Here is a 25,934-nt window from a genome sequence, read left to right on the forward strand (position 1 = left end):
TGAATATTATGTGAATAAGTTGATGGATAAAACACAATTTTCAGACCTTTTTTATTATAAATAAACATATATATGCATAATTATAAAAATAACTCTTGCATAATTAAAATTATTCTATTAAAATAAATTTTATTGAATATTTATTAATCTACGAGGTGAGTAATTTGAGTAAGAATAATACAAATAAAAGTGAAAATGGAACGGAATCTCGTTTTTCTATATGGAAGTTTCTTATACCTTCATTAATTGGTATAGGATTGTTTATGACTCCACTCCCTGCTGGTGAGGATGGGGGTATAACGATTCCTGTTTCTATGTTAGCTGACTGGCTCGGCGGTGTGTTAGGGGATGCACTTCCTGCAATCATGGTAATCGTTATTGCAATAAGTGTATTAGGGGTCATTATTCAAAAATGGATTAAACCAAGAGCAATGGCTAAAAGTCCGTTTTTTAAAAGTCTGTTTGACATTTCAGTATTTTGGTTTATTGTGAGAATCGTTGCATTGCTATTAGTCGTTATGACGTTTTTCCAAATTGGACCTGAATGGGTTCATGACGAATATACAGGCGGACTATTACTATATGATTTATTACCAATTCTCTTTACGATCTTTTTATTTGCTGGATTGTTTTTGCCTTTACTTTTAAGCTTTGGTTTATTGGAGTTTGTAGGTGCCTTATTAACAAAGGTCATGCGTCCACTATTTAAGCTACCAGGACGTTCTTCTGTCGATGCTTTAACATCTTGGTTAGGAGATGGAACGCTAGGGGTTGTTTTAACGAATAAACAATATGAAGAAGGCTTCTACTCTAAGCGAGAAGCAGCTGTCATCGGAACAACATTCTCTATCGTTTCTATTACCTTTTCTCTTGTTGTACTAGAGTACGTTGAACTAGGGGACATGTTCTTCCAATTTTATATGACGATCTTTATCGCTGGTTTTGTTGCAGCAATTATTATGCCACGTATTCCACCGTTGTCTAGAAAGTCCACTACGTATTCAAACGGACAAGAGGGTCAGCTAGATGAGACAATCCCTTCTGGCTTTAATGCATTCAGTTGGGGTTTAAAGATGGCGAAGAAACGTGCAGATAAAAACGCAAGTGTAGGGTTATTTTTCCAAAATGGTTTTAAAAACGTATTAGATATGTGGCTTGGTGTTGTGCCAGTTGTCATGGCCATCGGAACAATCGGGGTTATTATTGCGGAATTCACACCTGTATTCACTTGGTTAGGGGCGCCTTTCGTTCCAGTTTTACAACTTCTTCAAGTACCTGAGGCAGCCGCTGCAGCTGAAACATTAGTTGTTGGTTTTGCTGATATGCTATTACCTGCCATTTTTGCAGGTGGAATCGAAAGTGAAATGACACGATTTATCATTGCCTGTGTATCTGTAACTCAGCTTATTTACTTGTCAGAGGTAGGGGGCGTATTACTAGGGTCCAAAATTCCAGTACGTTTCAGAGACTTAGTAGCCATTTTCTTATTGAGAACATTAATTACTTTACCAATCATTACATTATTGGCGCACATTATTTTTTAAGGGACAGGAGGGACAGGGACCTTGTCCCAAAATTTAATCAATAAAAACACGACTTACAAAGGTTAATTCTCGTAAGTCGTGTTTTCTATTTCATCACTATTATGAGGTTAATTCATTATTGTTACTCTTTCAACTACTAGTATAGATCCTGCTTCATCTAGATTGATTACTTGTGTAAAAGCTTCTACTCTATTACCTACATCTACATAATTAACGCGCCTCTTTTCAATCTACTAAATGATTAAGCATTATACTAAAAATCCCCATCATGTAGCTCTATTATCTTATCTAATACTTAACAGCCTCAATCTATTATTCTTACTCTATCCCCCCTTGTGCCTTGTGGATCGGTATCATCAAGGTCGGTATTGGGTAACAATACTTCTACCTGGTTTCCTACATGTAAATCTTCAAGTTCAATGATTTCTCCATCCTTATTAATTATTTCAGCATCAGATACTCCAACAACTAATAAGCTGCCAGAAACGTGTGTATCTTCAAAATTACCTTTGATAGTAATATTTGGTCTTCCGGAACCTAAAGTTTCTACAACTTCCCCATAAATAATGATTTCTGGATCATCTGACTCGCTAGTTGTACACCCTGTTATAAAAAACAATAACAAAATGATAAAACTCATCTTCCATTTAATCCTTCTTTCCCCCTTTTAATCTAATTAATGGCTAATATACTATTCTATCAATACCATGTTTATCCTACAAATGACTATGATCATTTTTACACTTTATGGTTGAAATTCTTTCTATATAGAAATCTACTAGAAAGTACTATTTGAGAATTTTTACAATTTAAACATCAATTTCTACGTGGTTCATTATAGTATAAAACTGAACTAAGGTTGAGCTCACTCTGAATGAGGTGGTACGGAGTAAAAGCTGCTTGATTTTGATTAGTTCCTTGGTGGACACCTCGGACTCTTACATACCCACTTCCCGTGTATCTGTCGGTGATAGTTCCTCCACTGTCACCCTTTTCGCGATCATATGTTGCACGATTTATAATGATAGTACCATGACATTTAGTGTGGTTTTTTTGTGTATTAACAGCAACTATCCTACCGTTTGTGCTACCTGTTTTATAACCATGCTTTGTTACATAATCACCTTCGTACTGGTTTATCCTGGAACCATTTATACTAACTCCTCCATAAGCTCTCCCAACTACTTGTCTGTTGTTTCGGATTGAACAAAAGATGCATCTATATTAGGGGATTGTCTTGTTATTATACCTGCGTTAACTGAATTACCTTGTTGAACATAACTGCCTAATTGGTTAAAAAAAGAATTTTCTCCATGTGCATGTGTAACCCAACCGTATCTTCCATTATTATCAACAGCAGCAAACCCTACAGAAGATCGCGCAGACATACCAGTTCTATTGATTACCACTCCCCCTATAATTGGGTCATATGCACTTAGTCTAGAATCATCACTTGTTTCAACACCTAACTGAATTACAATCGCCGGGTGATCCATAAAAACGGATTTAATTGTTTCTTTTACATCCTCATTAGTATTTTTAACTTCAATAAAATATCTATTGTATCTTCTGCTTACATATCCTCCTTGTAAGTGAACACCTTCTTCTTTTAATATTTCTGGATAATTGAATAACTTTTCACTGATATCAACTAATTCTTGTTTCGAGTACTTAACATCAAAAAATTTAATATATTCTTCTTTTCCCGAAGGAATCAAATCCTTAGCTTTCTCAGTGAAAGTATTTATAGAGCTATGATTTTTAACAATACCAATATTTAATTTTCCATCATTATCAAAATACACACCTCCAAATAATTCTCCATTTTTATCAATTGCCTTCAATTCTTCAACTATTTCATCAACTATTTCACTACTCTCCAAGTAGTTTTTTATACCTTCTTCACTTAAGTCATTTGCTACATGAAATTCCTTTACAATATCATATACTTCTTGCTCATTGTTATTATTATTAAAAGCAATTACATTTTCTTGAAAATAAAAAATACTGCCTATCATTAAAAAACATATAATAGAAATAGACAAAATAAAACCTTTTTTTATTTTTATCTCCTCCGCAGGTAAATTTAATTTGTTTAATTCTTATCCTCTTTCCACCACTCTAATCTTTCTACAATAAAAATATCACCACACAGAAATCTCTCCTTCCTTTAATAGATACTAGATTTCGTTATAATGCAACAAAACTTGTAGATTCATAAGCTGTTTGTCTTTATGACGTTTAAGGATAAGAAATTGTTCCCAAAAATTCAAAATTTGTTTAGAGTCAGATCACTCAATAAGGTAAGAAGGGACAAGACCTGTCCCACGGTCAAAGTTAATCATAATAAAACACGACTTGCGAAGGTTAATATTCGTAAGTCGTGTTTTCTACTTCATTGTTAATATAAGGTTAATCCATTATTATTAGTCGTTCAAGTCTTATCGTTTCTCCACTAGGTCAGTATTGGGTAACAATACTTCTATCCGGTTTTTAATAAAACGAAATGACCGATTCATCATCAAACTATGATGTCAATGATTTTAAATTGATGGATGAGGAAATTGACCGAGGATAGATTACCAATCTATTAGATGAATAGGATATCAAAACCTTATTATAAATACCTATTTTATAAAACATAAGTCTTTTTAAATCAAGAAAGAGGATTTAAGAATCCAGTCTTATTTATTTGTTAAGACTGGATTCTTTTTTCAAGGCTATTTATTTTTGTATCATGCTTTCCTGTTTTTGCGCTTAAAAATTCAACATCATATATAATACCGTCAACTTTCTTAGATATTAAATTAAGAGTGCCTTTAACATCTTCCTGTTGACTTTTCTCTATTCGATCAAGCCTATTTAACACTTCTTTAAACTGAAGATCAACATTATCAAATCTTTCTAGGATGATTTTAAGCAACTGTTCATTATCCATTTAATCACCTCTTATTTTAAATCTAGTACGTATATTTCTTCATTGTTAATTTTTGCTCCTCGATGCTCACTTACCTTGGGAAATACTTCAGCTACCTCGAAAGCAACGTACACTTCAGAGGGGATCTTCAGCTTTTGCTTTCCCCAAAGGGAGTCTCGCATCATCCGCAAAAATCAAAACTTTAATAATTCAACACTATCCTTTAACATAACCTAAGTCTATCAACATTAATTATATCATAGATATAGGATTTAATCGTTTGGTGCTATATAATTTATGGGACAAGAGGGACTCAGGACCAAGGTCAAAGTTAATCAAAAAAACACGACTTACAAAGGTTATACTCGTAAGTCGTGTTTTCTATTTCATCGCTATTATGAGGTTAATCCATTATTATTACTCTTTCAACTACTAGTATAGATCCTGCTTCATCTAGATTGATTACTTGTGTAAAAGCCTCTACTCTATTACCTACATTTACATCGTCAAGTTTAATCGTTTCTCCACTCTCATTGACCATTTCAGCATTATATACTGAAAGAATCAGTATATGATTATTAACACCTATATGTGTAAAATCACCTTCAATAGTTAGATATTCTTGTTCATAAGTGAAAGTATCTGTTACTTCTCCATATATTGTATAACCTCCTTCGCTATTTTCTATCATTTCATTTGCAGCACAACCAACAATAAAAATAGATGATGTTAATAAGAGTAAAATAATTTTCATTTTCATAATTAACACACCTCTTTTGAATCAACTAAATGATTAAGCATTATACTAAAAATCCCCATCATGTAGCTCTATTATCTTATCTAATACTTAACAGCCTCAATCTATTATTCTTACTCTATCACCCCTTGTGCTTTGTGGATCCGAATCATTTAGGTCCGTATTGGGTAACAATACTTCTACCTGGTATCCTACATGTAAATCTTCCAGTTCAATGATTTCTCCATCCTTATTAATTATTTCAGCATCAGATACTCCAACAAATAATAAGCTGCCATCAATGTGTGTATTTTCAAAATCACCTTCGATAGTAATAGCTTCTTGTTCGTAGGGAAAAGTTTCTACAACTTCCCCATAAATAATGATTTCTGGATCATCTGACTCGCTAGTTGTACACCCTGTTATAAAAAACAATAACAAAATGATAAAACTCATCTTCCATTTCATCCTTCTTTCCCCCTTTTAATCTAATTAATGGCTAATATACTATTCTATCAATACCATGTTTGAGACAAGGTGTAAGTGAATTCAATGTACACATTATAGGAAAAGAGATAGGTGGCATTGCGTATTAAATTGCACACGGATCTAGTTGCATAAGGCTATAGTAAAGTAGACGGAAAAGAAGCCTCACTTACAGAATTTTCGTGTGATGACTTTGTAGGTACGTAGAGATGGGAAATGTCCCTCAATGGTTAATCCATAATTTTTACTCTTCTAGCACTATTACTTAATGTTGGAGGATCTGTATCATCCATATCTGTATTGATTAACAATACTTCTACCCTATCACCTTCACTAATATCTTGAAATTCTATCGTTTCTTCATCTTTATTTATTAATTTAGCAAGACGAATACCAACATTCACTTTACCACCAGAAACTCCTATATCTCTATATTTACCTTCAATGGTCATACTTTCATACTCATAATTGAAAGTGTCTACAACTTTTCCAGTTAAAATTGTACCTTCTTCATTTTGCTGAATTACATTTGAGCCACAAGCTGTGATTAACAATAATGATAGTAATAAAAATATTATTTTGTTCATATTATTTCCCTCCCTAAAACAAGAAATCACAGAGTAACTCTTGAGGTTACCTTGTATAACAAATTTTCACCCCCATTTATTCAATTCTACAATTATATAGGAAGCTTAATGATCACTAGAACTTCTTAATAATAAAATACAAGGAGTTGAATGATGTAGTACATGAGGAAAAACTCAACTCAACTTGTCCCCATAACTAAGACATCTAATCAATTATTCTTACTCTATCCCCTCTTGTGCCTTGTGGATCCGAATCATTTAGGTCCGTATTGGGTAACAATACTTCTACCTGGTTTCCTACATGTAAATCTTCTAGTTCAATAATTTCTCCATCCTTATTAAATATTTCAGCATCAGATACTCCAACAACTAATAAGCTGCCATCAATGTGTGTATCTTTAAAATCACCTTCAATAGTAATAGATTCTCATTCGTAGGTAAAAGTTTCTACTACTTCCCCATAAATGATGATTTCTGGATCATCTGACTCGCCAGTTGTACATCCTGTTATAAAAAACAATGACAAAATGATAAAACTCATCTTCCATTTCATCCTTCTCTCCCCTTTTCCAACACATTTTTCTATAGCAAAAAAGTATAATCACACCTTCCTCTAATAGATACTAGAATGTCGTTATAATTCAACAAATCTTGTAGATTTATAAGTTGTTTGTCTTTATGACGTTTAAGGATAAGAAATTGTTCCCAAAAATTCAAAATTTGTTTAGAGTCAGATCACTCAATACGTGAGTTTATTAGCTAATCAACCTTCTAATTTTTATATGAAATAACATTCCAAAACAATAAAAAATACCTATTTATTTTAATTCTGGAATGGTACTAGCTGGGTAAATAAAGAACATGTTAGAGGAATTGTTGAATATATTGATTCATATGCAAGTGGGGTACATCTTGCTTGACAAGAGCTCTCAATAGATGGGAAGACACAATGGAATTTATCATATTAGAAATTATTTTTACAAAAGAGGAGTACCGATCACTCCCTGAAGCTACTGGTGGTTATGATTGATAAACTCTGTTCATTAGATCAGAACAACACTTGCATAAGAATTCGATCATGAATTCGGGTTTTAACTTGTTGTGTTAGTTGTCCGTCTAAGTATTTTTGGTTCTATACATTCCATTCGGTGAAAAATTATACTTTTGGGTTATAAAATTTACCCTTTTATAATGTATATAATGGAGGAAAGAAAAATAAGTTAGATTAGCTGCAATTAATTTTACTTTATTTCTTAATTGTGTTGTAGCAATTGAAGAAACGTAAACTGGGGGTGAACAGTATGGAGGCCGTTGATGTTGGTGGAAGTAGTGCAAGCTCTGAACACATGTCCGTAGGTAAATGGGTAATTACCTTCATTTTATTAGCTATTCCTTTACTTAATCTTATTCTTTTATTCGTTTGGGGATTTGGTGCAGACAATCCTAGAAAAAGCTATTCTCAAGCAGTCTTATTGTTTATGGTAATTGGTTTTGTTTTATGGATTGTATTTGTTGCTCTTTCCTTCTTTGCTTTTGGTGGACTTAGTTTATTCGGATAATATGTAACGTTAAACTATGAAATGACAAATTAACCCTATTCTTCTTACTTTTCAGGAGAATAGGGTTATTTATATGAAAAATTTATTCATAATAGTTTCCTTGGGTGATTGTCCGATTACTGGATTTTTTTTAGGTTTAATCTAAATTAATTTCATCATAAAGTGCCTGCTCTCTAAAATGAATGCTTACTCTCCCAGTTCCGATTTTAGACACAATCAATCTCTAAACTCTCTTTAAACAAAAAAACGACTTAGACGGGGGAAAAATCTAAGCCGTTCTTTATAGTATGCAATGGGAATACTTTTGTGATCATCCAAACGAATAACGAATGAATAAAATCTTGCCCTTTATCACTAGTTCTACTCTGAAAATAGACTGGTTCAGCAGTGAAAGGTGACTACTCCAGTGGGATCAGCACGAGTCCGAAAATCCCCAAGCACTTACTGTGTAAGTGCTTGGGAGTTGAGGCCGTGCCCCAAGGGAGTCAGGATGACGACATTACACCAGTAACGGATGAACCCACTTAATAACTATTTTCATACCTCATGGTGCAAGTTTTTCTTGCACGGGGGTCTACCCTGAAAAAAATAACGAATGTTGAAATGCTCATAGAACTGGTGAATCTGCTCATAGGACAGACAAACCTGCTCATAGGAGGCCGTCTAGAAGCCCGCAAATCAGGTAAAATCACAAATGCGGTACTCAAGAAGCGTTCTAGGCGTCTGCAAAACTACAAAATCATAATGTGACAATGTGATCGCAATGAAAAAAACATTTTCTTCGTCCATGATGCAAATTTTCACTTGCATAGGCGGTCTACCTAACAAAAAAAGCTATCGCCCATATACAAGGCTGTACATTGATCTTCTGTGTCCTGGATTAGCTGGGTCAACACCACAAGTCATTAACCAATTTGCGGCATAATCTCTTGTTTCAGGGGTAATTTGCACACCACAGCAATGAGCTAGCCTGTCTACTAAGCCGTATGCACCTGCTGGGGTCCGAAGCTCATGAAAGCTACACGAACGAAGTACCTTATATACTCTACAGGCACATGCTGGATCTGCAATTCTCGATCGAAATACACTCATTAAATAAGGGTCCACTCTCCTCATACCTTCACCACCTTCCTAGTCCCATTTTATGATGCTCATAGGAGGTTGTAACGGCATTAAACCTGTAGAGTAACGCCCTTATACAAGCGGAAAGTAGTTCATTTCTTTCTAGTTCAAGCTCACTCATACTCCAAGATGCTTAAAGGCTGAATCGAATGATTTTGTAGTCCATAGAATTGCACCAAATCAACACTTTTCCTATTTGTTAATAGCTTTTTCAAGTTGATTCTTCTAGTTTAAAAAGCTCAAAGTTTCCCAAAACTATTTATTTTTTTTGGTCCATATTTCTCTAAATAGTGACTTACTACTAATAATGGCCAAATGGTTTTATAGCTATGATAGTGAATATAAAAGCTTCCTGGTAGTCCGCCTCCTGTGGGATAATGACCATTCCCCTTCTTTTCTACTAAAAACTTTATCCCTTTTTCAATTTCGATCGTTTCCTTATCCTCTATAGCAATTAATGCATCGACGGCCCAAGCTGTTTGAGATGGAGTCCCATATGGAAGCGGTGTATACTTCTTTACGATATCACTCTTACAAGACTCTCCCCAACCACCGTCCTTTCCTTGAATAGATAGTAACCATTCTTTTGCTTTTACTATTGCTGGGTGATCAGTTTCTATTCCAATTGACATTAATCCCGTTACTGCTGCCCATGTTCCGTAAATGTAGCAGACACCCCATCTCCCATACCAAGAACCATTTTTTTCTTGATTTTTAAGCAACCATTTCGTAGCCATTGCCACTTTTGGATGATCTATTTTTAGATTCACATGCTCCCCTAAAAATTGAAGCGTTCTTCCAGTTAAATCGGCTGTGGACGGATCAATCACTGTATCCTCCGTATTTGGAATAGGTAGCCTTGCTATGACATGACGATGCTTATTTTTTTCAAACGAGCCCCAGCCTCCATCCTTGTTTTGCATAGATAAAAGCCATATAATACCTTGATTCCATGCATAAAGAGAAGAAGGGTTCCGGTTAAGGGACATTTGTGGCTGAATGGCCCGTAACGCTGCTTGTGTATCATCAATGTCTGGATGGGATGTATTATTAGTAGAAAAACTCCAAGGACCGTTCGAACTATTTTTTTGATCCTTGCTTCCCCCGCCTCCCCAATCTGATTGCTGATATTTCATCAAATAGTTGGATGCCTTATGAATTACTTCATCTATAGGTAAAACTCCAGCTTCCTGCATGGTATACGTCATTAGTGCTGTATCCCAAATGTTTGACTTGGCGTTTTCTACATGATAATAATCATCCATTTTTATGACTGAGTCTATTATCCCCTTTACTCCATTTACAATAATTGGAGACTTCTTATCATAACCTAACGCTAATAAACTATAAATCATATAAATAGAGGCAGTTACATAGCTTCCTAGAGTTCCATCCTTTTCAATGTGGTTTAAAATATACTCCTCTGCCCGTTTCCATGCTTTTTTTCGAAAGTAAGATTTCCCTAGAAAAGAAAAGGCATTATTATTGTCAAAATTACGACTATCGTTTTTTTCACATTTACGCCTTTGCTTCCATAATCGTTTCACAATCTTTTTCTCAATTATTAAATGATCAATTGAAGGTAGGGTTTCATTTTTCTCTTCATTACTTTTTGCCACTGTAAATCGTTTACTTGCTGCAATTAGAACAGAAGCAAGATGAACTTTTACATAGGAGGTCATTCTATAAAAGCTACCGGGAATAAATTTTGGAAGGAGTAAGGATGAAGTTGGAATAGGAAACCAAAGAGGCCAAGGGTATAAACCATTTAACGCAAGCATAAATTTCGTGGAAACGTGACACCTTTTTAAGCCCCCACGCTTCATGATAAATTTTTCTGCCTTTTTCATCCTATTGTCTTCCTTTGTAATTACACGTGAAAACAATAGAGCCGTATAGGCTTCAATTGTTGCTGACAAATTTCCTTCTTCCTCATCACCGTAAAGCTTCCAAGCACCATTAGAGGATTGGGTTTTTATAAGACGTTGAGATAGCTCCTTTATTAATCCTTCGTCTTCCTTCCTGTTCAAGACCCTTAACACAATAATTGTGTAGGCATCCGTTATTGGACCATTTTCACAAGGATATCTCCATGAACCATCACGTAATTGCTCATCCCTCAAGCGAGAGATGAGCTCCTGCTGGAACATTTTCGCTTTTTCTTGTACATCCATTTCCATCTACCTTTCATCCAACTATGGGAGTTCCTTCATATACTTATATGGTTATTTGTATGAAGGGAAAGATGAAATGGTCTGTACAAACGTTTAGTTCACACAATAAAGATGTTTTTTCAATCACATCTTTTATTAAAGTGATAGTCCTCCGTTCACCTCTAATGTTGTTCCATTAATATACGAGGCTTCCTCTGATGCTAGAAAAACATAAGCGCGCCCTATATCCTCAGGAAGTCCTAGCCTACGCAATGGAATTTTTTCCTTTAGCTGATCAATGACTTTTTCAGGCATCTTTTCAACCATGTTAGTTGCAATAAAACCAGGAGCAACTGCATTTACCCGAATTCCCTTTGGTCCTAATTCTTTTGCCCACGTTTTCGTCATGCCAATGACTGCAGACTTTGTTGCAGCATAATTGGTCTGACCTATATTTCCATGTACCCCTACAATGGAGGACGTATTAATAATGACACCGTTCCCCTGCTCAATCATTTTTGGAATAACAGCCTTAGCACAATAAAAAACTCCATTTAAATTTACATCTATCACTTCATGCCAAGCTTCTTCTGTCATTTTTCGAAACATTGCGTCTCTCGTAATTCCTGCATTATTAACGAGTACATCTATTTTTCCGTATTCCTCCAATACTTGACGAACCATTTGTTGAACACTAGTAGAGTCGGCAACATTTACTTGAAAAAAAGAATGCTTTCCACCTTTCTCTCCTCTTCTTGAAGCTAATTCATTCAACACTGCTTGCCCTTGTTCTTCAAGAAAGTCTGCAACGACGACAGAGGCTCCTTTTTTCGCAAACAAATGGGCTGCAGCAGCTCCGATTCCACCTGCAGCCCCTGTAATGAGAACAACTTTTCCCGCTAGACTTAATTCGTTCATCTTTTCGCCTCCCCTATAACAAGTAATCTCTAAAAATACCGTAAATTCTTCCTCCGTTACCGCAAACTTCTTTTTCACTCTTTCCAGGAACGGGGGCAACTTCCTCCGTTACCGCAAATCTCTTTTTCACTCTTTCCAGGAACGGGGCGATCTTCCCCTGTTACCGCAAACCTCTTTTTCACTCTTTCCAGGAACGGGGGCACCTTCCTCTGTTCCTGCAATCCTCTTTTTTTCCCTTTCCAGGAACGGGGCGACCTTCCTCCGTTCCTGCAAACTTCTTTTTCACTCTTTCCAGGAACGGGGCGACCTTCCTCTGTTCCTGCAATCCTCTTTTTTTCCCTTTCCAGGAACGGGGGCAACTTCCTCCGTTACCGCAAACCTCTTTTTCACTCTTTCCAGGAACGGGGCGACCTTCCTCCGTTCCTGCAAATCTCTTTTCCCTGTTTCCAGGCTCATTGGCCCACTTCTATCTACCTGCAAACCTCTTTTTTCCCTTTGCAGGCTTATTGGCCAACTCTTTCTATCGCTTCCCCCGAAAATTAGTATTAGCTTGGTAGTGTAAGGCGTCCGTAGGAAACGAAAGAACCACTCATAAAAGAAACTTTCATCCCCAATTGCACATAATCTAAAACTCCACTTCCCTCACCTCACGCACTACCGCAATCTCCACTTCCCTCACTTCACGCACTACCGTAAACTCCCCAAAATAGAGATTCGCTTATTTGGTTCGATGCTGATCGATGAATGTACTCAGAACATCTAACAGCTGTGGTAAATCATCCACTAGTGCAGAATGGCCACATCCCTTTAATAAGTGGTACTGGGCACGATCACCAAAATCAGCACGAATCTCATTTATCATTTGGTGCGTGACAACTTGGTCCAATTCACCTTCTAAAATAAGGACAGGTGCAGTAATCTTATCCACCTCTCCTGTACCTTTCGCTAATCCATCATGATTGCTAATGTTAAAGTAATTGTTTGCATGATAGATGTCAGCCAAATTCCGTTGTGTACACATATCTTTTATATACGCTTCGTACCTAGCCTCATCTGGCTGATTGTCCGTATAAATCAATTGATTCCAAACGCCCCGCAAAAATTCTCCATCCTCTTCCTCATAAGCCTTTGTAATAGGTATGGTGCGCCACTGATCCTGCTCCACCTCTTCCTTCGTTTCCGAACGCCTAATTGGTTCTCCCGATTCTCCCAATGATAAATGAGGATATCCACGTGTTGAAAGAGAGGATAGTAGCGTAAGTGACTTTACATACTCTGGGTAGAATGCAGCTAGTTTCATAGCTACTCCGCCACCTGTGGACCAGCCTACAACGTGTACGCCGCCATCCGCCCCGTCTAGTCCCTCTTCAGAAATACTACCATTTCCTCCTTGTGCCGCAACGATTCCAATAAGCTCCATCCACTCACGAACATCCTCTGTCAGTTCATCTAAGGAATCAAATCTAGTATTATAAGATGACTCCCCAAACCCTCGCAAGTCCACTGCTAATAGATGATATTTTTCATCCATTTCCTCAAAAACTAAGTCCCAATGCTTAGAAGACGTCATATTTCCATGAATGAAGACAATCGGATCCGTTTTTCCAGGACGTTCTCTATAGGCAATCGTTTCCCCATTTTTTAGCTGCACCTTTTTAAGCTCCACTCCGATCAATGAAATCCCCTCCTACTCTCGTTTTTTCATACAATAATCGTGTTTTTTCCATTGGAAGTATCCCTAACTCCTTTTCCAGAACCTCACAGCATTTTTCATAGTATTGAAAAACCATATTCCTATTCCCTTTCCGATGATAGGCTTCCATTAACAGCCGATAAGCCTCCTCCCAACAGCGGTCTCTTTCCAAAATCCGTTGCGCGGACTCGATGCATAAATCTTCTTCCTCAACATCTAAATACAACATGGCAAGCCTTTCCGAACCTCTTAAAAACAACACTTGTAGTCTTTCTCTCTCCTCAATACACCAATCATCATGGATTCGTTCAGGTAAATAATCTCCCTCATAAAGCTGAAGCGCTTCCGTTAATAGACGAATTCCTTCCTCTTTGTCCTTTGCTTCTAGTCCAGCCAATACTCCAGATTCAAAATCATACGTATCAAGCTCAAAGGGAGCAGCTAAATTTAGTCCATAAGCCCGTTCATGCCGTTGAATAAAGAACGGTGTGGTTCTTGCCTTTCGTTCAGGTTCAAGGACCTTATTAAGCATATTTAAAGCAACCTTAAAATCTCGACTAGCAACTTCCTCTTCTTGCCCACTCCATAGGAGGTCATAGATCTCCTCCTTTTGTAATAAATGCTTCCGCTTCGTTACAAACAACTGTAGGAGCTCCTTTGCCTTTCCCCTTTTCCAGTCCCGTTCTGTAATTTCCTCCTCTCCTCGGAAGACCTTAAATTCTTTAAAAGTCTGAATCCGCAACGTATACCCAGGGTGACTTGTAACCCCTTTATCCATCCCCAGCTGTAGCATTAAATGATGCAAATAGGGCTGTTCCTTCTTGCGACTGTGATAAGCATCTAATAACATCGGCGATAATTGCTGAACGTCCATTGGACCAAATAGACTTGTCGTTTGTAACAGCTCATGATAACCGCCTTTTTCTACAAGCTGTAAAAATTGATGTACATACGGATAAAACTTTGCTTCATCCCCCATCTGGTAAGTAACATACGACTGCCAAAGCATCGTTACCGTTAAACCATAGCTATCACCACAAAGCTGAAACTGCTTAAAGCACTGATTTAATTCCGAAAGGGCCATTTCCTCTTTATGTGCATAAATGTAGGCAATTGCTTTACAAACATGAATCCACGTAGATAGCCAACGATCGTCCACCCGATCTGTTTCCACCAGCCCTAACGTAGCAAACTTGATTGCAGGCTCTAGCTCTCGCCTTTTACCATAAAGTAAACTGAGGCCCATATAAGGCTCCGCTTTCCCTCTTGAAATATTCATTTCCTCCATCATCTGAAGAGCCGTTTCATAACAAGTAGATGCAAGCCTTTGCTCATATTTATCCTGAAGTAACACAGCATGCCCCATACGGATCCAGCCACAAGCCTCTACAAAGGGAGCCTCCGCACGAACCCCTTGCATAATAGCAGACGACGCAGCATCCTTTGCCTTCTTCTCCCTACCAAGTAATGCATACACATACGATAAAAGAAGATCCCTCTCCCGATGAGATTTTGGAGGACCACTTGTAGCATTATCCCCTTGAGATTCCACCTTCCTCTTCTCCAATCGACGAACCATTTCCCCTAGCCGACCCGTTCTTAAATGAAGCCGGGCTTCCAGATCTTCCATTCCCTCTTCTTCCTCTAAGGAACGACTTTTTTCATACCATTTCCTCGCCTCGTTCGCATCCCCTAAATTTATCGTGTTTTCTGACATTAAGACATAAAGATGACGAAGCTGCTTCTGAACCTCATCATAATAAGCTCTATCTAATAACCCATAACTACTACTTTGCTCTAGTAAATCAATAGCTCTCTTTAACAACGCATGCCCTTGCCGAGGCTGAATCGTATCTAAATACACGCAAGCTGCACCCTCAAGTGCCATACTTTCACTTAAGGCATCCCCATTTTTCTCCCCTAACTCCATTGCCCGCCTATAATAAACCAACGCCCGTTCATATTGAGACTGGTACCTCTCCACATCCCCTTGCACAATCCACAAACGACTAAACCGATCCTTATGAGCATCATCCACCATCCCTAACGCATGCTCCAAAGCCTTCCAATAGCCCTGTTTAATCAAATTTTTCCCATGCTTAAAGAGATATTCTGCAAGAACCTCTGACGAACAACACTCCTTCATATGAAATAACCCTTGATCAAGAAGCCCCTTTGAAACATACACCTCCGCCGCACGAACATGAAGCTCACACCAACGATCCCAATCCAACTTCAACCGATTCTGTAAAAATTGCTGAAACAACGAATGAAACCTAAACACTTCCTTATCCTCCGTCGTTTGCAAAAACAAATGCCTTTTCATAAGATCAGCAATCAATTCTTCCCCATTTGAAAGCTCCATTACCCTTTCACAAACCTCAACCGTTAATTGTGAAAAAATAGACGCTTCTTTCAAAAACTGGCGTGTTTTTTGAGGCTGTCTCTGTAGCACGTCGTATGCTAAATAATCAAACAACTCCTCCATCGATGACGTCTGATCACGAAAAATCTCCTCTAACGTGAGGCCTTCCTCCATCTGTTGCCAAACCATCTGAATCGCCATGATCCAGCCCTCTGTTTTGGCAAAAATATATTCCCCTTCCTTCATGGATAAAGGTCTTCTATAATGATCCTCAAATAAAATCTGAATTTCTTCTGCTGAAAAACAAAGGTCCTTCTCTCGAACTTCATTCACATAGCCTTTCACTCGCCAAGATGCTAGGAAGTGCCAATCTAGTTTGGAACGGCTTACGAGAATCATATGTAGCCGTTGTGGTAGGTGCATGAGAAACCACTTCATAAACTGGTCAATCTCTTTATTTTCAGATACGATTTGATAATCATCCATAATAAAGAGCCAGTCCTCATCTATGTCCACACACGCATTTATAAAATGAGAGCAGCATTCGTAGATTCCTTTTTCATTCCCTTGTTCAATTTGTAGTATTAATTCTGTAATCCAATTTGTATCTATGGCAGGTACGATCTTTTGAATTGTTTCTTTAAAATACAACAAAAACCTAAACAATTGATTATCTTGCTCTGTGACGGTATACCATACGTAGGGGTGAGGCTCCATTCGTAAGAAAGCAGAAATGGCAGTACTTTTTCCAAAGCCCGGGCCAGCTTGAACAACCGTTAAAGGTCGTTCCTTCGCTTTTTTTAATCGTCTTATTACAGATGAACGAAATAGCACTTCACCTTCAACCATCGGAGGCTGTAGCTTCGTTTTAAAAACCACATGATCTGTTCCTTCCACATGTCTCCCCCCTTTTTATTGCCATAGCTTGAGTCGATCATAATTTTTATTTCATTCTTAATCACGAACATTTATACAAAAAGAAGTATATATTTAATTCGATCTTCGTTTCAGACGGTCGATTTTTATAAAATTGATCTAGCTCACCTATTTTAATTTTAACAAAATTCAGTCTATTTTATGAATACGCTTTCTTTGTTGAATACTGTCTATTATTGCTTTTTTATGGACTTTCCCTACGTCTGTCTTAGGCAAATGATCAAAAAAGTAGATTTCTTTCGGAATTTTGTAAGGAGCTAGCTTTTCCCTACAGTGTTTTTGAATGGCCAATTCTACCTCTTCCTTCTCTACTATTTCTCCCATAACAACAGCTCCAACAACCCGTTCTCCCCATTTTTCATCAGGCAAACCAATAACCGCAACCTCCTGTATTTGAGGAAAAGCTGCAATCACATTTTCCACTTCTAGGGGATAGACATTTTCTCCACCTGATAAGAGCATTTCTTTCTTTCTACCTAAAATATAGTAGTCTCCATCTTCATCCTGATAAGCTAAATCTCCCGTATGAAGACCGCCATCTTTTACAGCCTCTCTCGTTTCTTTATTCTTCTGCCAATAATGGTCAAATAAATGGTCTCCATAGATAACAAGCTCCCCTATCTTTCCATTTGATACATCCTTCCCTTCATCATCTACTAGCTTTATATCGTTTAGAAGCATTGGTTTTCCAACGGACCCACGCTTTCTTTTTGCCACGTCTGGACAAATAAAGAAGTTGTTCGGTCCTGCTTCGGTTAACCCGTAGCCCTCTTTAAATGGTAGACTCTTTGCTGCAAAAGCGTCATATATGGTAACAGGACAAGGGGCACCTCCTGAAAGAAATACTTTCATATGAGAAAAGGGCTCCTTCTGAAATTCTTCTGTCTCTATAACGTTTCGGTACATCGTCGGAACCATTAATACGTTTGTACATTTATATGCTACAAGCCCCCTAATTATTTGAATCGGGTCGAAAGCTGAATAAATAACAATGGTTCCTCCCGCATGAAGTACTGGAAGCGTTAAAGCATTTATACCACCTGTATGGAACATTGGCATGACTGTAGCAGTAATGTCATTTTCCGATAAGCTCCATGTAGCAATTGTATTTAATGAATTAGTAATGACGGAACGATACGTCAAAACAGCACCTTTTGGCTTTCCAGTTGTTCCCCCTGTATAAATCATCATACATGGTTTTTCAAGTGGAACAGGATCACTGTTATTAAAAGTAGGTGAGCTTTGTTTAGTAAAAGAGGGAGCTTCTTTTTCTTCTTCGTTCATTCCACGATGAAGTTTGTCTGTAGAAAAACATTCGGTGAACGTTAATTCCTTTGTTTTTGTATGAAAGCTAGGATGCACAAACATGATGCGCGGAGTACAGTCCTCTATTAATCTATTTAATTCATACACCGTGAGTCTCCAATTAAAGGGTACAAAAATAGCTCCTAATTCCCTACAGGCAAATAGGAGAATTAAATATTCCACCCCATTTGGTGCAAGGATGGCAACTCGATCCCCAGAAAGGACACCCTTTCTTTTTAACATTTGTGCGCATATTATACTTTCTTCATATAGCTGACCATAGCTCCACGTCTTTCCTGTATCCCCATCAATGACAGCTGTTTTGTCCGGGTGAATACTAGCTCTCTTCTTTAACCAATTCCATTCCAAATTCATCACGTCACCCCCAACGAATCGTTGTTGCCGCCCATGCATACCCAATTCCAGCACTTACTAAGGTTACGATCGACTCCTCTTTAATCAAACCTTGGTTTAATGCTCTTTCCACCGATATCCATTGATCAAATTGTCCAACGTGGCCAATATCACTTAAATAAAGGGTTTGTTCTTCCGATAGATTCAATTCCTTTAATACATAGCGGTGTGCGGATCTCTTCATATGAAGGATGGCCAAATAGTCTAGCTCCTCCTCCTGATACCCACTCTTTTCTAAGGAGGAACGAATAACAGATAGGAAGTTTTTGAGAGAAACCTCTTCTAGACGTTTTTTCATCCCTTCTGGGTCTGTTACATCTAAGGTCATGATCCTTTTTCTTTGTTTTTCCTGTGAATGATCTCTCGTATTATTATCATTGGAAAAAGGGTATAGTGTACCCCCTTCCTTTACTAAAACATCCTTTGAAAACCTTCCATCTGTTACTACCTCTGTTTCTAGTACCGTATTTTTCTCCCACCCTTTTTGGAGAATACAAGCTCCTCCACCACTTGCTAGATTGAACATAAACCTCGTTCGCGGATTTTTATAATCAATTAAATCTCCATTTCGGTAGCCACCTGTTAATAGCACTGTCTTTATTCTGTCATCCGTTTGCAGCAATGATTTTGCAAGTTTCATAGCCATGACACTTGTTCCACATCTCATGGAAACGTCAAATCCCCAGGCATTCGTAGCTCCTAATTCTTGTTGAATATTCGTTGCAGCTGTCCACAAAGGATATTCTTTGTACTCTTCTCCTACATATATAATGAGATCAAGCTGTGAAGGAGAGAGTTTTGCTCGCTGCAACGCTTTTTTTGCTGCCCATACGCCCATCGCTACAGGATGATCCTTCTCCCCTGCTACAGCAATCGATTCGATTCCTAATTTTTCTCTGACTATTTCAGAAGGAATTCCTGATTCTATAGAGATTTCTTCTGCACTTAAACGTTCTTCTGGAAGGTACGTTGCTATAGAACGCACCCCTATAGTAGGTTGATCCATCTTCCTTCCACTCCTAGCCTCATACTCGTTCGTTCCAATTGGATGGATTATCTATCGTCTTTTCCAAATAATCCTTTAACTCTTCAAAAGAATGGAGATACATCTCATCTCCCGTTTGTACGTGGTTTAACTTAATTCTATAGTGAGGCTTCGTTTCTTGACGATTACCCGACGGGCGTATAATGCGAATCACGTAGGAGGAAACAATGTCATTCATGAGATTTCCCCTTCCTTTTTTTAGATTTATATTTTTGATTAATCGTTCCTACAATACCTGCTGGGAAGAAAAGAATAATGAGAATAAACACTACCCCAAACATGATTACCCATCGTTCAAATATTGGATGAATATTTGCTAGCCCCATTAAATAGTGTGAGGATACTTCCACGACACCTGCACCAATAATTGGACCGAGTAACGTGCCAACACCACCAATTACAGTCATGAGTAAAACGTCTATCGTTTTTTCAACACCTAACACACTTGCTGGACTAACAAAGCGAATAGATATGGCATAAACGACACCTGCTAATCCCGCCATGACACCAGCTACGACGTTGGATATAAGCTTATAATTTAAGACGGAAAAGCCTAGAGAGGCTACTCGTTCCTCGTTATCTCGAATGGCTTGCAGTGTTCTCCCAACTGGTGAATGAATAAACCTCTTTAATACAAGGAACATAGCGATTAGAAAAATTAAGGCAATATAATAGACATGCCTGCGATCTAATAGATTAATAAACCCAAATAAATCACGGGATAATGTTGCTGTAAAATTAAAGCCGTCGTTCCCCATCGTCATGGATCGCCACTGCTCAGCAATAATGACAAAAATCGTTGCGACTGCTAAGGTGATTAATGCGTAAAACGTATCCCTTAGACGTAGGGATAACAAGCCAACGATTAAGCTAAGTACGAAGCAAATTCCAACGGTTAGAAGAATAGCTAAAAGAAACCCAAACTCACCACTAGGAACGTGCCTTGCTGTCAATGCTAAGCTGTAAGCTCCTATTCCAAAAAACATGGCATGACCGAAAGAAATAATTCCTGTATACCCAAGAAGAAGATTGTAGCTCATAGCAAAGACAGACCAGATAAAAATGTTCGTTAATAAGAAAAGATAGCTGTTTTTTGTAATTAATAATGGAACAGCAAATAAAAGGAGAAGAATGATGATCCACGTGACCCTTTTACCCGTCAACGATTTGAGGTCTAAGAGCCTTCCTTTACGTTCAGGTTCTGGCAATACATTGGTATTTCCATTCGTATACGATGTACCCGTCTCTTTCGCAGTCGTTTTCACTTAACCGTCACCTCCCTGCTCCAAATATTCCAGTTGGCTTAATTAACAGTACAGTTGCCATAATGAGCATATTTACTGCTAATGAGCCTGGTGGAAAGTAGTACGCCATATACGCTTCCGACAACCCTACAAGTACTGCAGCAACTGCAGATCCTGCCACACTTCCTAATCCACCTATTGCAACGACGATAAAGGCAATGAGCATGAGATCTAGCCCCATTCCAGGATTGACCTGTCCTTGATATGGCCCCCACATATATCCTCCAATACAAGCAAGAACCGTTCCAAATACGAAAACTAGAGTAAATACTTTTCGAACATTAACACCTAGTGCCTGAATCATATCGCTGTTTTCCACGCCAGCCCGCACAACGATACCCAGCTTTGATTTCTTGAGCATGAATAGAAGAAGCACTAGAATTGTTGTACTAAAAATGATGATGAACAAACGATAATACGTAAGCCTCACGTCTCCCACCATAAAATTTCCTGTTAAAAATTCAGGCTGAACTACACGGATTAAGTTTGGCCCCCAAAAAACCTTCACTAATTCACCAACAACGAGCATGACACCTGTCGTAATTAAAATTTGCCGTAGATGATTTCCATACACTTGACGAACCGTAAACCGTTCTACAACGTAGCCTAAAATTACCCCAATAAGAGCTGCAGCTCCCATACCTATAAAAAAGTTTACGTTTCCCCAAGGTGAATCCCAACCACCAATTAGAATGTATACCCACGTTCCCATGTATGCACCAAACATGAATAAAGCTCCGTGGGCAAAATTTAAAACAGACATAAGTCCGAAAATAAGAGACAATCCAGCGGCAAGTAGGAAAATCAACATCCCTGTTGCTAAGCCATTAAATACTAGCGTTAAATGAAGCTCCATTTGTTCACCTCCAAATCTATTAACTTAAGCAATTCCTAAATATTTTTTCCTCAATCCTTCATCATCAAGTAGAAGCTGCATACTCCCATCAAAAACAGTTCGACCTTCGTCAATCATGTAGAAATAATCCCCTAATTGACTAGCCATCATGAAATTTTGTTCCACTAGGAGAATCGTTGTTGTTTCCCGAATCACGTTCATGGCTTCCATTACCTTCTCCACCATAATGGGAGCTAGACCTTTTGAAGGTTCATCAATCAGGAGAAGAGGCGTTTCATTCACTAGCGCCCTTGCAATGGATAACATTTGCTTTTGTCCCCCTGACAAATGACCGCCCTTTCGCTTCCAGGCTGTCTTCAAGTCAGGGAAGAGACCCAATAGCCACTCCTGCCGTTCAAATGTTTTATCATCCTCTTTCCTCATAGCAACTCGCATATTCTCTTCCACTGTTAATCCTGCAAAAATATCTTGATCCTCTGGCACATAACCGATCCCTTTTTTTGCTATCGTATAGGTTGGTGAATTCATTAACGACTCTTCCTTAAACAATATTTCACCCTTCATGTTTGGATAGAATCCCATGATCGAACGGATGGTAGTCGTTTTTCCTGCACCATTTCTCCCTAAAACTACGGTCACACTTCCCTCCGGAACCTCTAAATCTACGCCTTGAAGAATATGAAATTGCTCAATATGAGTATGGAGGCCATTAATTTTCAGCATCGTCATACAACCCTCCTAAATAAGCTGATTGAACTTGTTCATTATTCATAATTTCCTCCGGTGAACCATCCGCTAATTGCTTGCCGTGAAACAATACAGCAATGGAGTCAGAAAGGTGTTTTACTAAATCAATTTTGTGTTCAATAAGGAGGATTGTTCGATCACGTTGGTCACGAATGTTTTCAAGAACTTCAATAATTTGTGGCACCTCATCTATAGACATGCCTGCCGTTGGTTCATCTAGTAATAGTAGTTCCGTATCTAAAGCAAGAAGGATCGCAATTTCAAGCTTTCTTTTTTCCCCATGAGCTAAAGCGGAGGCAGGTTGATCACTTTTTTCCCGTAGATTCACTCTTTCTAGTGCGTCCAGAGCTTCCTCCTCCAAGTGCTTATAGTATCGATAATGCCGAAACATAGAATAATGAATATTGTGCTTCCCTTGAACGGCTAGCCTCACATTTTCTAATACAGTGAGAGTAGGGAATACATTCGTTATTTGAAAGGATCTTCCAATCCCAAGCTTCGTTCGTTTATGTGGTGGCAAATGATGAATTTCTTTTCCTCGGAAATGAATTTTTCCTGATGTAGGCTTCATTTGACCGGAAAGCAAGTTAAAAAATGTCGTTTTCCCTGCTCCATTAGGTCCAATGATAGATTTAAATTCCTTATCAAAAATAGTGAGAGACACCGCGTTCACTGCGGTGTGTCCCCCAAATGATTTTGTTACATTAACCGTCTCAATAATTTTTTCTTTCGTTGTTTCCTTTGCATGTGACTGGCCTTTTGCATCCTTTGTCGTCGTATTCATGAGAGAGTCCCCCTTTAGTTTCGAATCGGTGGTGCCGTTTCCTCTGGTGATAGCTCTCTTATTAATACAGGTAAAGGATAGTCATAATCCTCATGCTCCTGTAATTCAATGGCATACAACGCTTGAAGTGCTTGATGATCCTCTTCACGGAACGTCATAGTTCCTTTTGGTGAATCAAAGCTCATCCCTTTCATGGCATCCCTTAATGCATCTGCATTCGTATCGCCACCTGTTAACGTCAATGCTTCTACTGCAGCAATTGCACTGGCCATTCCTCCTGCTGTAAATAGATCTGGCACCTCACCATCATGCAAACGCATATGCTCCTCAACAAGATAGTCATTCACTGGATTATTCGGAAGAGTATAATGATAAACAGAAAAGCCTTCCATCCCAATTAAGTCATCCATTGTATATAACGCTGCAATATCCGGTGCTCCTGTTGAAATGGTAATTCCACGATCTTGCACTCCCATATCCTGTAGCGCTTGCCATGGCGAATTAGCTCCAGACCATATGACGAAAAGGTACTCAGGATCTGCATCTATAATCCGTTGAATATTAGCAGTAAAGTCCGTAGCATCAGGGGCTGGAAATTCCTCTAAAACGATATTAGCTCCTAACGCTTCCGCCGCTTCTTTAAATGCTTCCGCACCATCTAACCCGAAGGCATAGTTCGGAGCAAGAATAGCAATATCTGTTCCATCTGAGGCAATCGCCGCTGCCCCTGCTACCGCATCCTGAGAGGAGTTACGCCCCGTACGGAAAATATACGGATTCCACTCTGAACCAGTAATAGCATCTGCTACTGCAGGCTCCACAATCATAATTCGTTCATAAACCTCAGCTAAAGGTAATACTGCCAGCGTATCACCACTACTAGCTGCCCCTACAAGAATATCTACCCCTTCATTTTCATAAAGCTCTGTTGCTTGCTGAACAGCAACTTGCGGTTCCGTTTGTGTATCACGAATAATCACTTCTATAGGACGACCATTCACCACACGTGTCCCATCGGTAGCATAATCTAACCCTATATCAAACCCCTTAATCATCTGATGACCATACGCTTCAAGAATCCCAGTTTGGGATGTAAGAACCCCAATTTTGATAGGATCCCCAGTTACTTCCCCAGCATTATCACTATCTCCGTCGTCGTTGTCATCATCGTTCCCAGCATCATTAACTTCATCATTGTCATTTTCATTACCAGAATTATCAGTAGCCGCATCATTATCCCCACAACCAGCTAATAACAATAAAAATAAACATACAAATAAAAGCAAAAACGACTGAATACCCCTTTTCATCTTCATTCGCCCCTTTCAAATTTGACAATGCCTCTTGGGTAGATTCCAAGTAAAAACAGTGTAGTACCAGCAAGTTACAAATGAGTTTCATTTTATTTGTAAATTCATAATTTTCAGATATTATTGCGCAGTATAACCACCATCAATCACTACCGATTGCCCCGTTATTCCTCTTGCCTTTTCACTTCCTAGAAAAACAACGTAATCTGCTATTTCCTGGACGGAAAGAAGGCGTTTTTCCGGCACCAGTGGATAAATCACTTCATTTAACACCTCCTCTAGAGGGACCTTTCTTGTTCTTGCTAAATCAGCTAACTGATTTTGAACGAGAGGCGTGTCTACATATCCAGGACATAAGGCATTCACGGTGATTCCTTCTGCAGCTGTTTCTAAAGCAGCTACCTTCGTTAAGCCAATGACTCCGTGCTTCGAGCTATTATAAGCAGCCTTTCCAGAGAAGCCTACTAAACCATTAATGGATGCCATGTGGATAATTCGTCCATACTTCCGTTCTTTCATATGTGGAAGAACGTACTTCATCGTTAAAAATGGACCAAAACACATGACTCTCCACAGCTTTTCAAACATTTCTGGAGGAAATTCTTCAATTATGGACACATATTGTAGTCCTGCACTGTTAATAAGTACATCAATCTTCTGAAACTTATTAAGAGCTTTATCCACAGCATCCTTTACTTCCTCTTCCTTCGTAATATCGAAAGGAAGGAACAGAATGTCTCCTTTCTTTGTTGCATCACTTATTGATATAGCCGATGTAGCTGATGTAGCCATTTCAAGCTCCTCTTTCACCTCTTTTAATCCACCATCCTTTAAGTCACATAACACAACATTGGCACCTAACTTAACAAAAGCCAAGGCAATGCCTTTTCCTATTCCACTAGCAGCCCCTGTAATAAAAATCACTTTTCCAGTCCATTCCGTCACCCTAATCCCTCCCATACCTCTTTCTACCACTCCAAAGTAACAACCCAGTAACAAAAAACCTTACCAAACAAATCGTACCAAACCAAAAAGTACCGAACCTGGTTCCGGAACTTTTATGTCACAAAATCGTACCAAACCTGGTTCCGGAACTTTTGGTCACAAAAACTTCCTAAAATTGTACGGAAACAGGTTCTTGTCTATAATTGGA

The 25,934-nt window shown here is 38.4% G+C and carries 24 protein-coding genes; 2 read left to right on the plus strand and 22 right to left on the minus strand.

The window, feature by feature from the left end; all coding sequences use genetic code 11:
• Positions 1 to 155: 155 nt before the first annotated feature.
• On the plus strand, positions 156 to 1,544 hold the full coding sequence (locus QA612_RS07920) for a YjiH family protein (RefSeq protein WP_481804421.1): 1,389 nt from the start codon (positions 156 to 158) through the stop codon (positions 1,542 to 1,544).
• A gap of 304 nt (positions 1,545 to 1,848) precedes the next feature.
• Here QA612_RS07920 and QA612_RS07925 read toward each other — a convergent pair whose 3' ends face one another.
• The 7 genes from QA612_RS07925 to QA612_RS07955 all read right to left on the minus strand — a co-directional run bounded on the left by QA612_RS07925 (position 1,849) and on the right by QA612_RS07955 (position 6,823).
• Positions 1,849 to 2,184, minus strand: coding sequence for a hypothetical protein (locus QA612_RS07925; RefSeq protein WP_278283252.1), 336 nt, complete (start codon positions 2,182 to 2,184; stop codon positions 1,849 to 1,851).
• A 541-nt stretch (positions 2,185 to 2,725) separates the two neighbouring features.
• On the minus strand, positions 2,726 to 3,589 hold the full coding sequence (locus QA612_RS07930) for a hypothetical protein (RefSeq protein ID WP_278283253.1): 864 nt from the start codon (positions 3,587 to 3,589) through the stop codon (positions 2,726 to 2,728).
• 650 nt (positions 3,590 to 4,239) lie between these two features.
• A complete protein-coding gene (locus QA612_RS07935; protein ID WP_278283254.1) occupies positions 4,240 to 4,482 on the minus strand; it encodes a hypothetical protein in 243 nt (80 codons plus the stop codon).
• Between the two features lie 382 nt (positions 4,483 to 4,864).
• A complete protein-coding gene (locus QA612_RS07940) occupies positions 4,865 to 5,221 on the minus strand; it encodes a hypothetical protein (RefSeq protein WP_278283255.1) in 357 nt (118 codons plus the stop codon).
• Positions 5,222 to 5,317: 96 nt separating this feature from the next.
• Positions 5,318 to 5,665 (minus strand): hypothetical protein, encoded by a 348-nt coding sequence (locus QA612_RS07945; RefSeq protein ID WP_278283256.1) that lies wholly within the window; start codon positions 5,663 to 5,665, stop codon positions 5,318 to 5,320.
• A gap of 248 nt (positions 5,666 to 5,913) precedes the next feature.
• Positions 5,914 to 6,270 carry a hypothetical protein gene (locus QA612_RS07950; RefSeq protein ID WP_278283257.1) on the minus strand — a complete coding sequence of 119 codons (357 nt, stop codon included), beginning with the start codon at positions 6,268 to 6,270 and terminating at the stop codon, positions 5,914 to 5,916.
• 427 nt (positions 6,271 to 6,697) lie between these two features.
• Positions 6,698 to 6,823 carry a hypothetical protein gene (locus QA612_RS07955; protein ID WP_278283258.1) on the minus strand — a complete coding sequence of 42 codons (126 nt, stop codon included), beginning with the start codon at positions 6,821 to 6,823 and terminating at the stop codon, positions 6,698 to 6,700.
• Between the two features lie 748 nt (positions 6,824 to 7,571).
• Between QA612_RS07955 and QA612_RS07960 the strand changes: the two genes are divergently transcribed.
• On the plus strand, positions 7,572 to 7,829 hold the full coding sequence (locus QA612_RS07960; protein ID WP_278283259.1) for a hypothetical protein: 258 nt from the start codon (positions 7,572 to 7,574) through the stop codon (positions 7,827 to 7,829).
• Between the two features lie 834 nt (positions 7,830 to 8,663).
• Here the strand turns inward: QA612_RS07960 and QA612_RS07965 are convergent.
• The 15 genes from QA612_RS07965 to QA612_RS08035 all read right to left on the minus strand — a co-directional run bounded on the left by QA612_RS07965 (position 8,664) and on the right by QA612_RS08035 (position 25,726).
• Positions 8,664 to 8,945, minus strand: coding sequence for a hypothetical protein (locus tag QA612_RS07965; RefSeq protein WP_278283260.1), 282 nt, complete (start codon positions 8,943 to 8,945; stop codon positions 8,664 to 8,666).
• A 245-nt stretch (positions 8,946 to 9,190) separates the two neighbouring features.
• The gene (locus QA612_RS07970; protein WP_278283261.1) at positions 9,191 to 11,131 is read right to left on the minus strand and encodes a terpene cyclase/mutase family protein; all 1,941 of its coding nucleotides are present in this window, start codon (positions 11,129 to 11,131) and stop codon (positions 9,191 to 9,193) included.
• Positions 11,132 to 11,260: 129 nt separating this feature from the next.
• Positions 11,261 to 12,022 (minus strand): 3-oxoacyl-ACP reductase FabG, encoded by a 762-nt coding sequence (fabG, locus tag QA612_RS07975; RefSeq protein WP_278283262.1) that lies wholly within the window; start codon positions 12,020 to 12,022, stop codon positions 11,261 to 11,263.
• A 74-nt stretch (positions 12,023 to 12,096) separates the two neighbouring features.
• A complete protein-coding gene (locus QA612_RS07980) occupies positions 12,097 to 12,381 on the minus strand; it encodes a hypothetical protein (protein ID WP_278283263.1) in 285 nt (94 codons plus the stop codon).
• Between the two features lie 359 nt (positions 12,382 to 12,740).
• Positions 12,741 to 13,688, minus strand: coding sequence for an alpha/beta fold hydrolase (locus QA612_RS07985; protein ID WP_347568864.1), 948 nt, complete (start codon positions 13,686 to 13,688; stop codon positions 12,741 to 12,743).
• A complete protein-coding gene (locus QA612_RS07990) occupies positions 13,678 to 16,977 on the minus strand; it encodes a winged helix-turn-helix domain-containing protein (protein WP_278283265.1) in 3,300 nt (1,099 codons plus the stop codon). Before QA612_RS07990 ends, QA612_RS07985 begins: the two co-directional genes overlap by 11 nt.
• A gap of 168 nt (positions 16,978 to 17,145) precedes the next feature.
• The gene (locus QA612_RS07995; protein WP_278283266.1) at positions 17,146 to 18,696 is read right to left on the minus strand and encodes a class I adenylate-forming enzyme family protein; all 1,551 of its coding nucleotides are present in this window, start codon (positions 18,694 to 18,696) and stop codon (positions 17,146 to 17,148) included.
• 4 nt (positions 18,697 to 18,700) lie between these two features.
• Complete coding sequence (locus QA612_RS08000) at positions 18,701 to 19,741, minus strand: 3-oxoacyl-ACP synthase (protein WP_278283267.1); 1,041 nt, start codon at positions 19,739 to 19,741, stop codon at positions 18,701 to 18,703.
• Positions 19,742 to 19,760: 19 nt separating this feature from the next.
• On the minus strand, positions 19,761 to 19,958 hold the full coding sequence (locus QA612_RS08005; protein ID WP_278283268.1) for a hypothetical protein: 198 nt from the start codon (positions 19,956 to 19,958) through the stop codon (positions 19,761 to 19,763).
• Positions 19,951 to 21,045, minus strand: a complete 1,095-nt coding sequence (locus tag QA612_RS08010) for a branched-chain amino acid ABC transporter permease (protein ID WP_278283269.1) — start codon at positions 21,043 to 21,045, stop codon at positions 19,951 to 19,953. The genes QA612_RS08005 and QA612_RS08010 overlap by 8 nt, the downstream gene beginning before the upstream one ends.
• Positions 21,046 to 21,052: 7 nt before the next feature.
• Positions 21,053 to 21,940 (minus strand): branched-chain amino acid ABC transporter permease, encoded by an 888-nt coding sequence (locus QA612_RS08015; protein WP_278283270.1) that lies wholly within the window; start codon positions 21,938 to 21,940, stop codon positions 21,053 to 21,055.
• 24 nt (positions 21,941 to 21,964) lie between these two features.
• Positions 21,965 to 22,669, minus strand: a complete 705-nt coding sequence (locus QA612_RS08020) for an ABC transporter ATP-binding protein (protein ID WP_278283271.1) — start codon at positions 22,667 to 22,669, stop codon at positions 21,965 to 21,967.
• On the minus strand, positions 22,650 to 23,471 hold the full coding sequence (locus QA612_RS08025; RefSeq protein ID WP_278283272.1) for an ABC transporter ATP-binding protein: 822 nt from the start codon (positions 23,469 to 23,471) through the stop codon (positions 22,650 to 22,652). Before QA612_RS08025 ends, QA612_RS08020 begins: the two co-directional genes overlap by 20 nt.
• A gap of 14 nt (positions 23,472 to 23,485) precedes the next feature.
• Entirely contained in the window at positions 23,486 to 24,787 is a 1,302-nt protein-coding gene (locus QA612_RS08030; protein ID WP_481804422.1) for a substrate-binding domain-containing protein, read from the minus strand.
• 114 nt (positions 24,788 to 24,901) lie between these two features.
• On the minus strand, positions 24,902 to 25,726 hold the full coding sequence (locus QA612_RS08035) for a 3-hydroxybutyrate dehydrogenase (protein WP_278283274.1): 825 nt from the start codon (positions 25,724 to 25,726) through the stop codon (positions 24,902 to 24,904).
• Positions 25,727 to 25,934 lie beyond the last annotated feature (208 nt).

Origin of the sequence: Evansella sp. AB-P1, from assembly GCF_029688925.1 — a bacterium.
Classification (GTDB): domain Bacteria; phylum Bacillota; class Bacilli; order Bacillales; family Salisediminibacteriaceae; genus Evansella.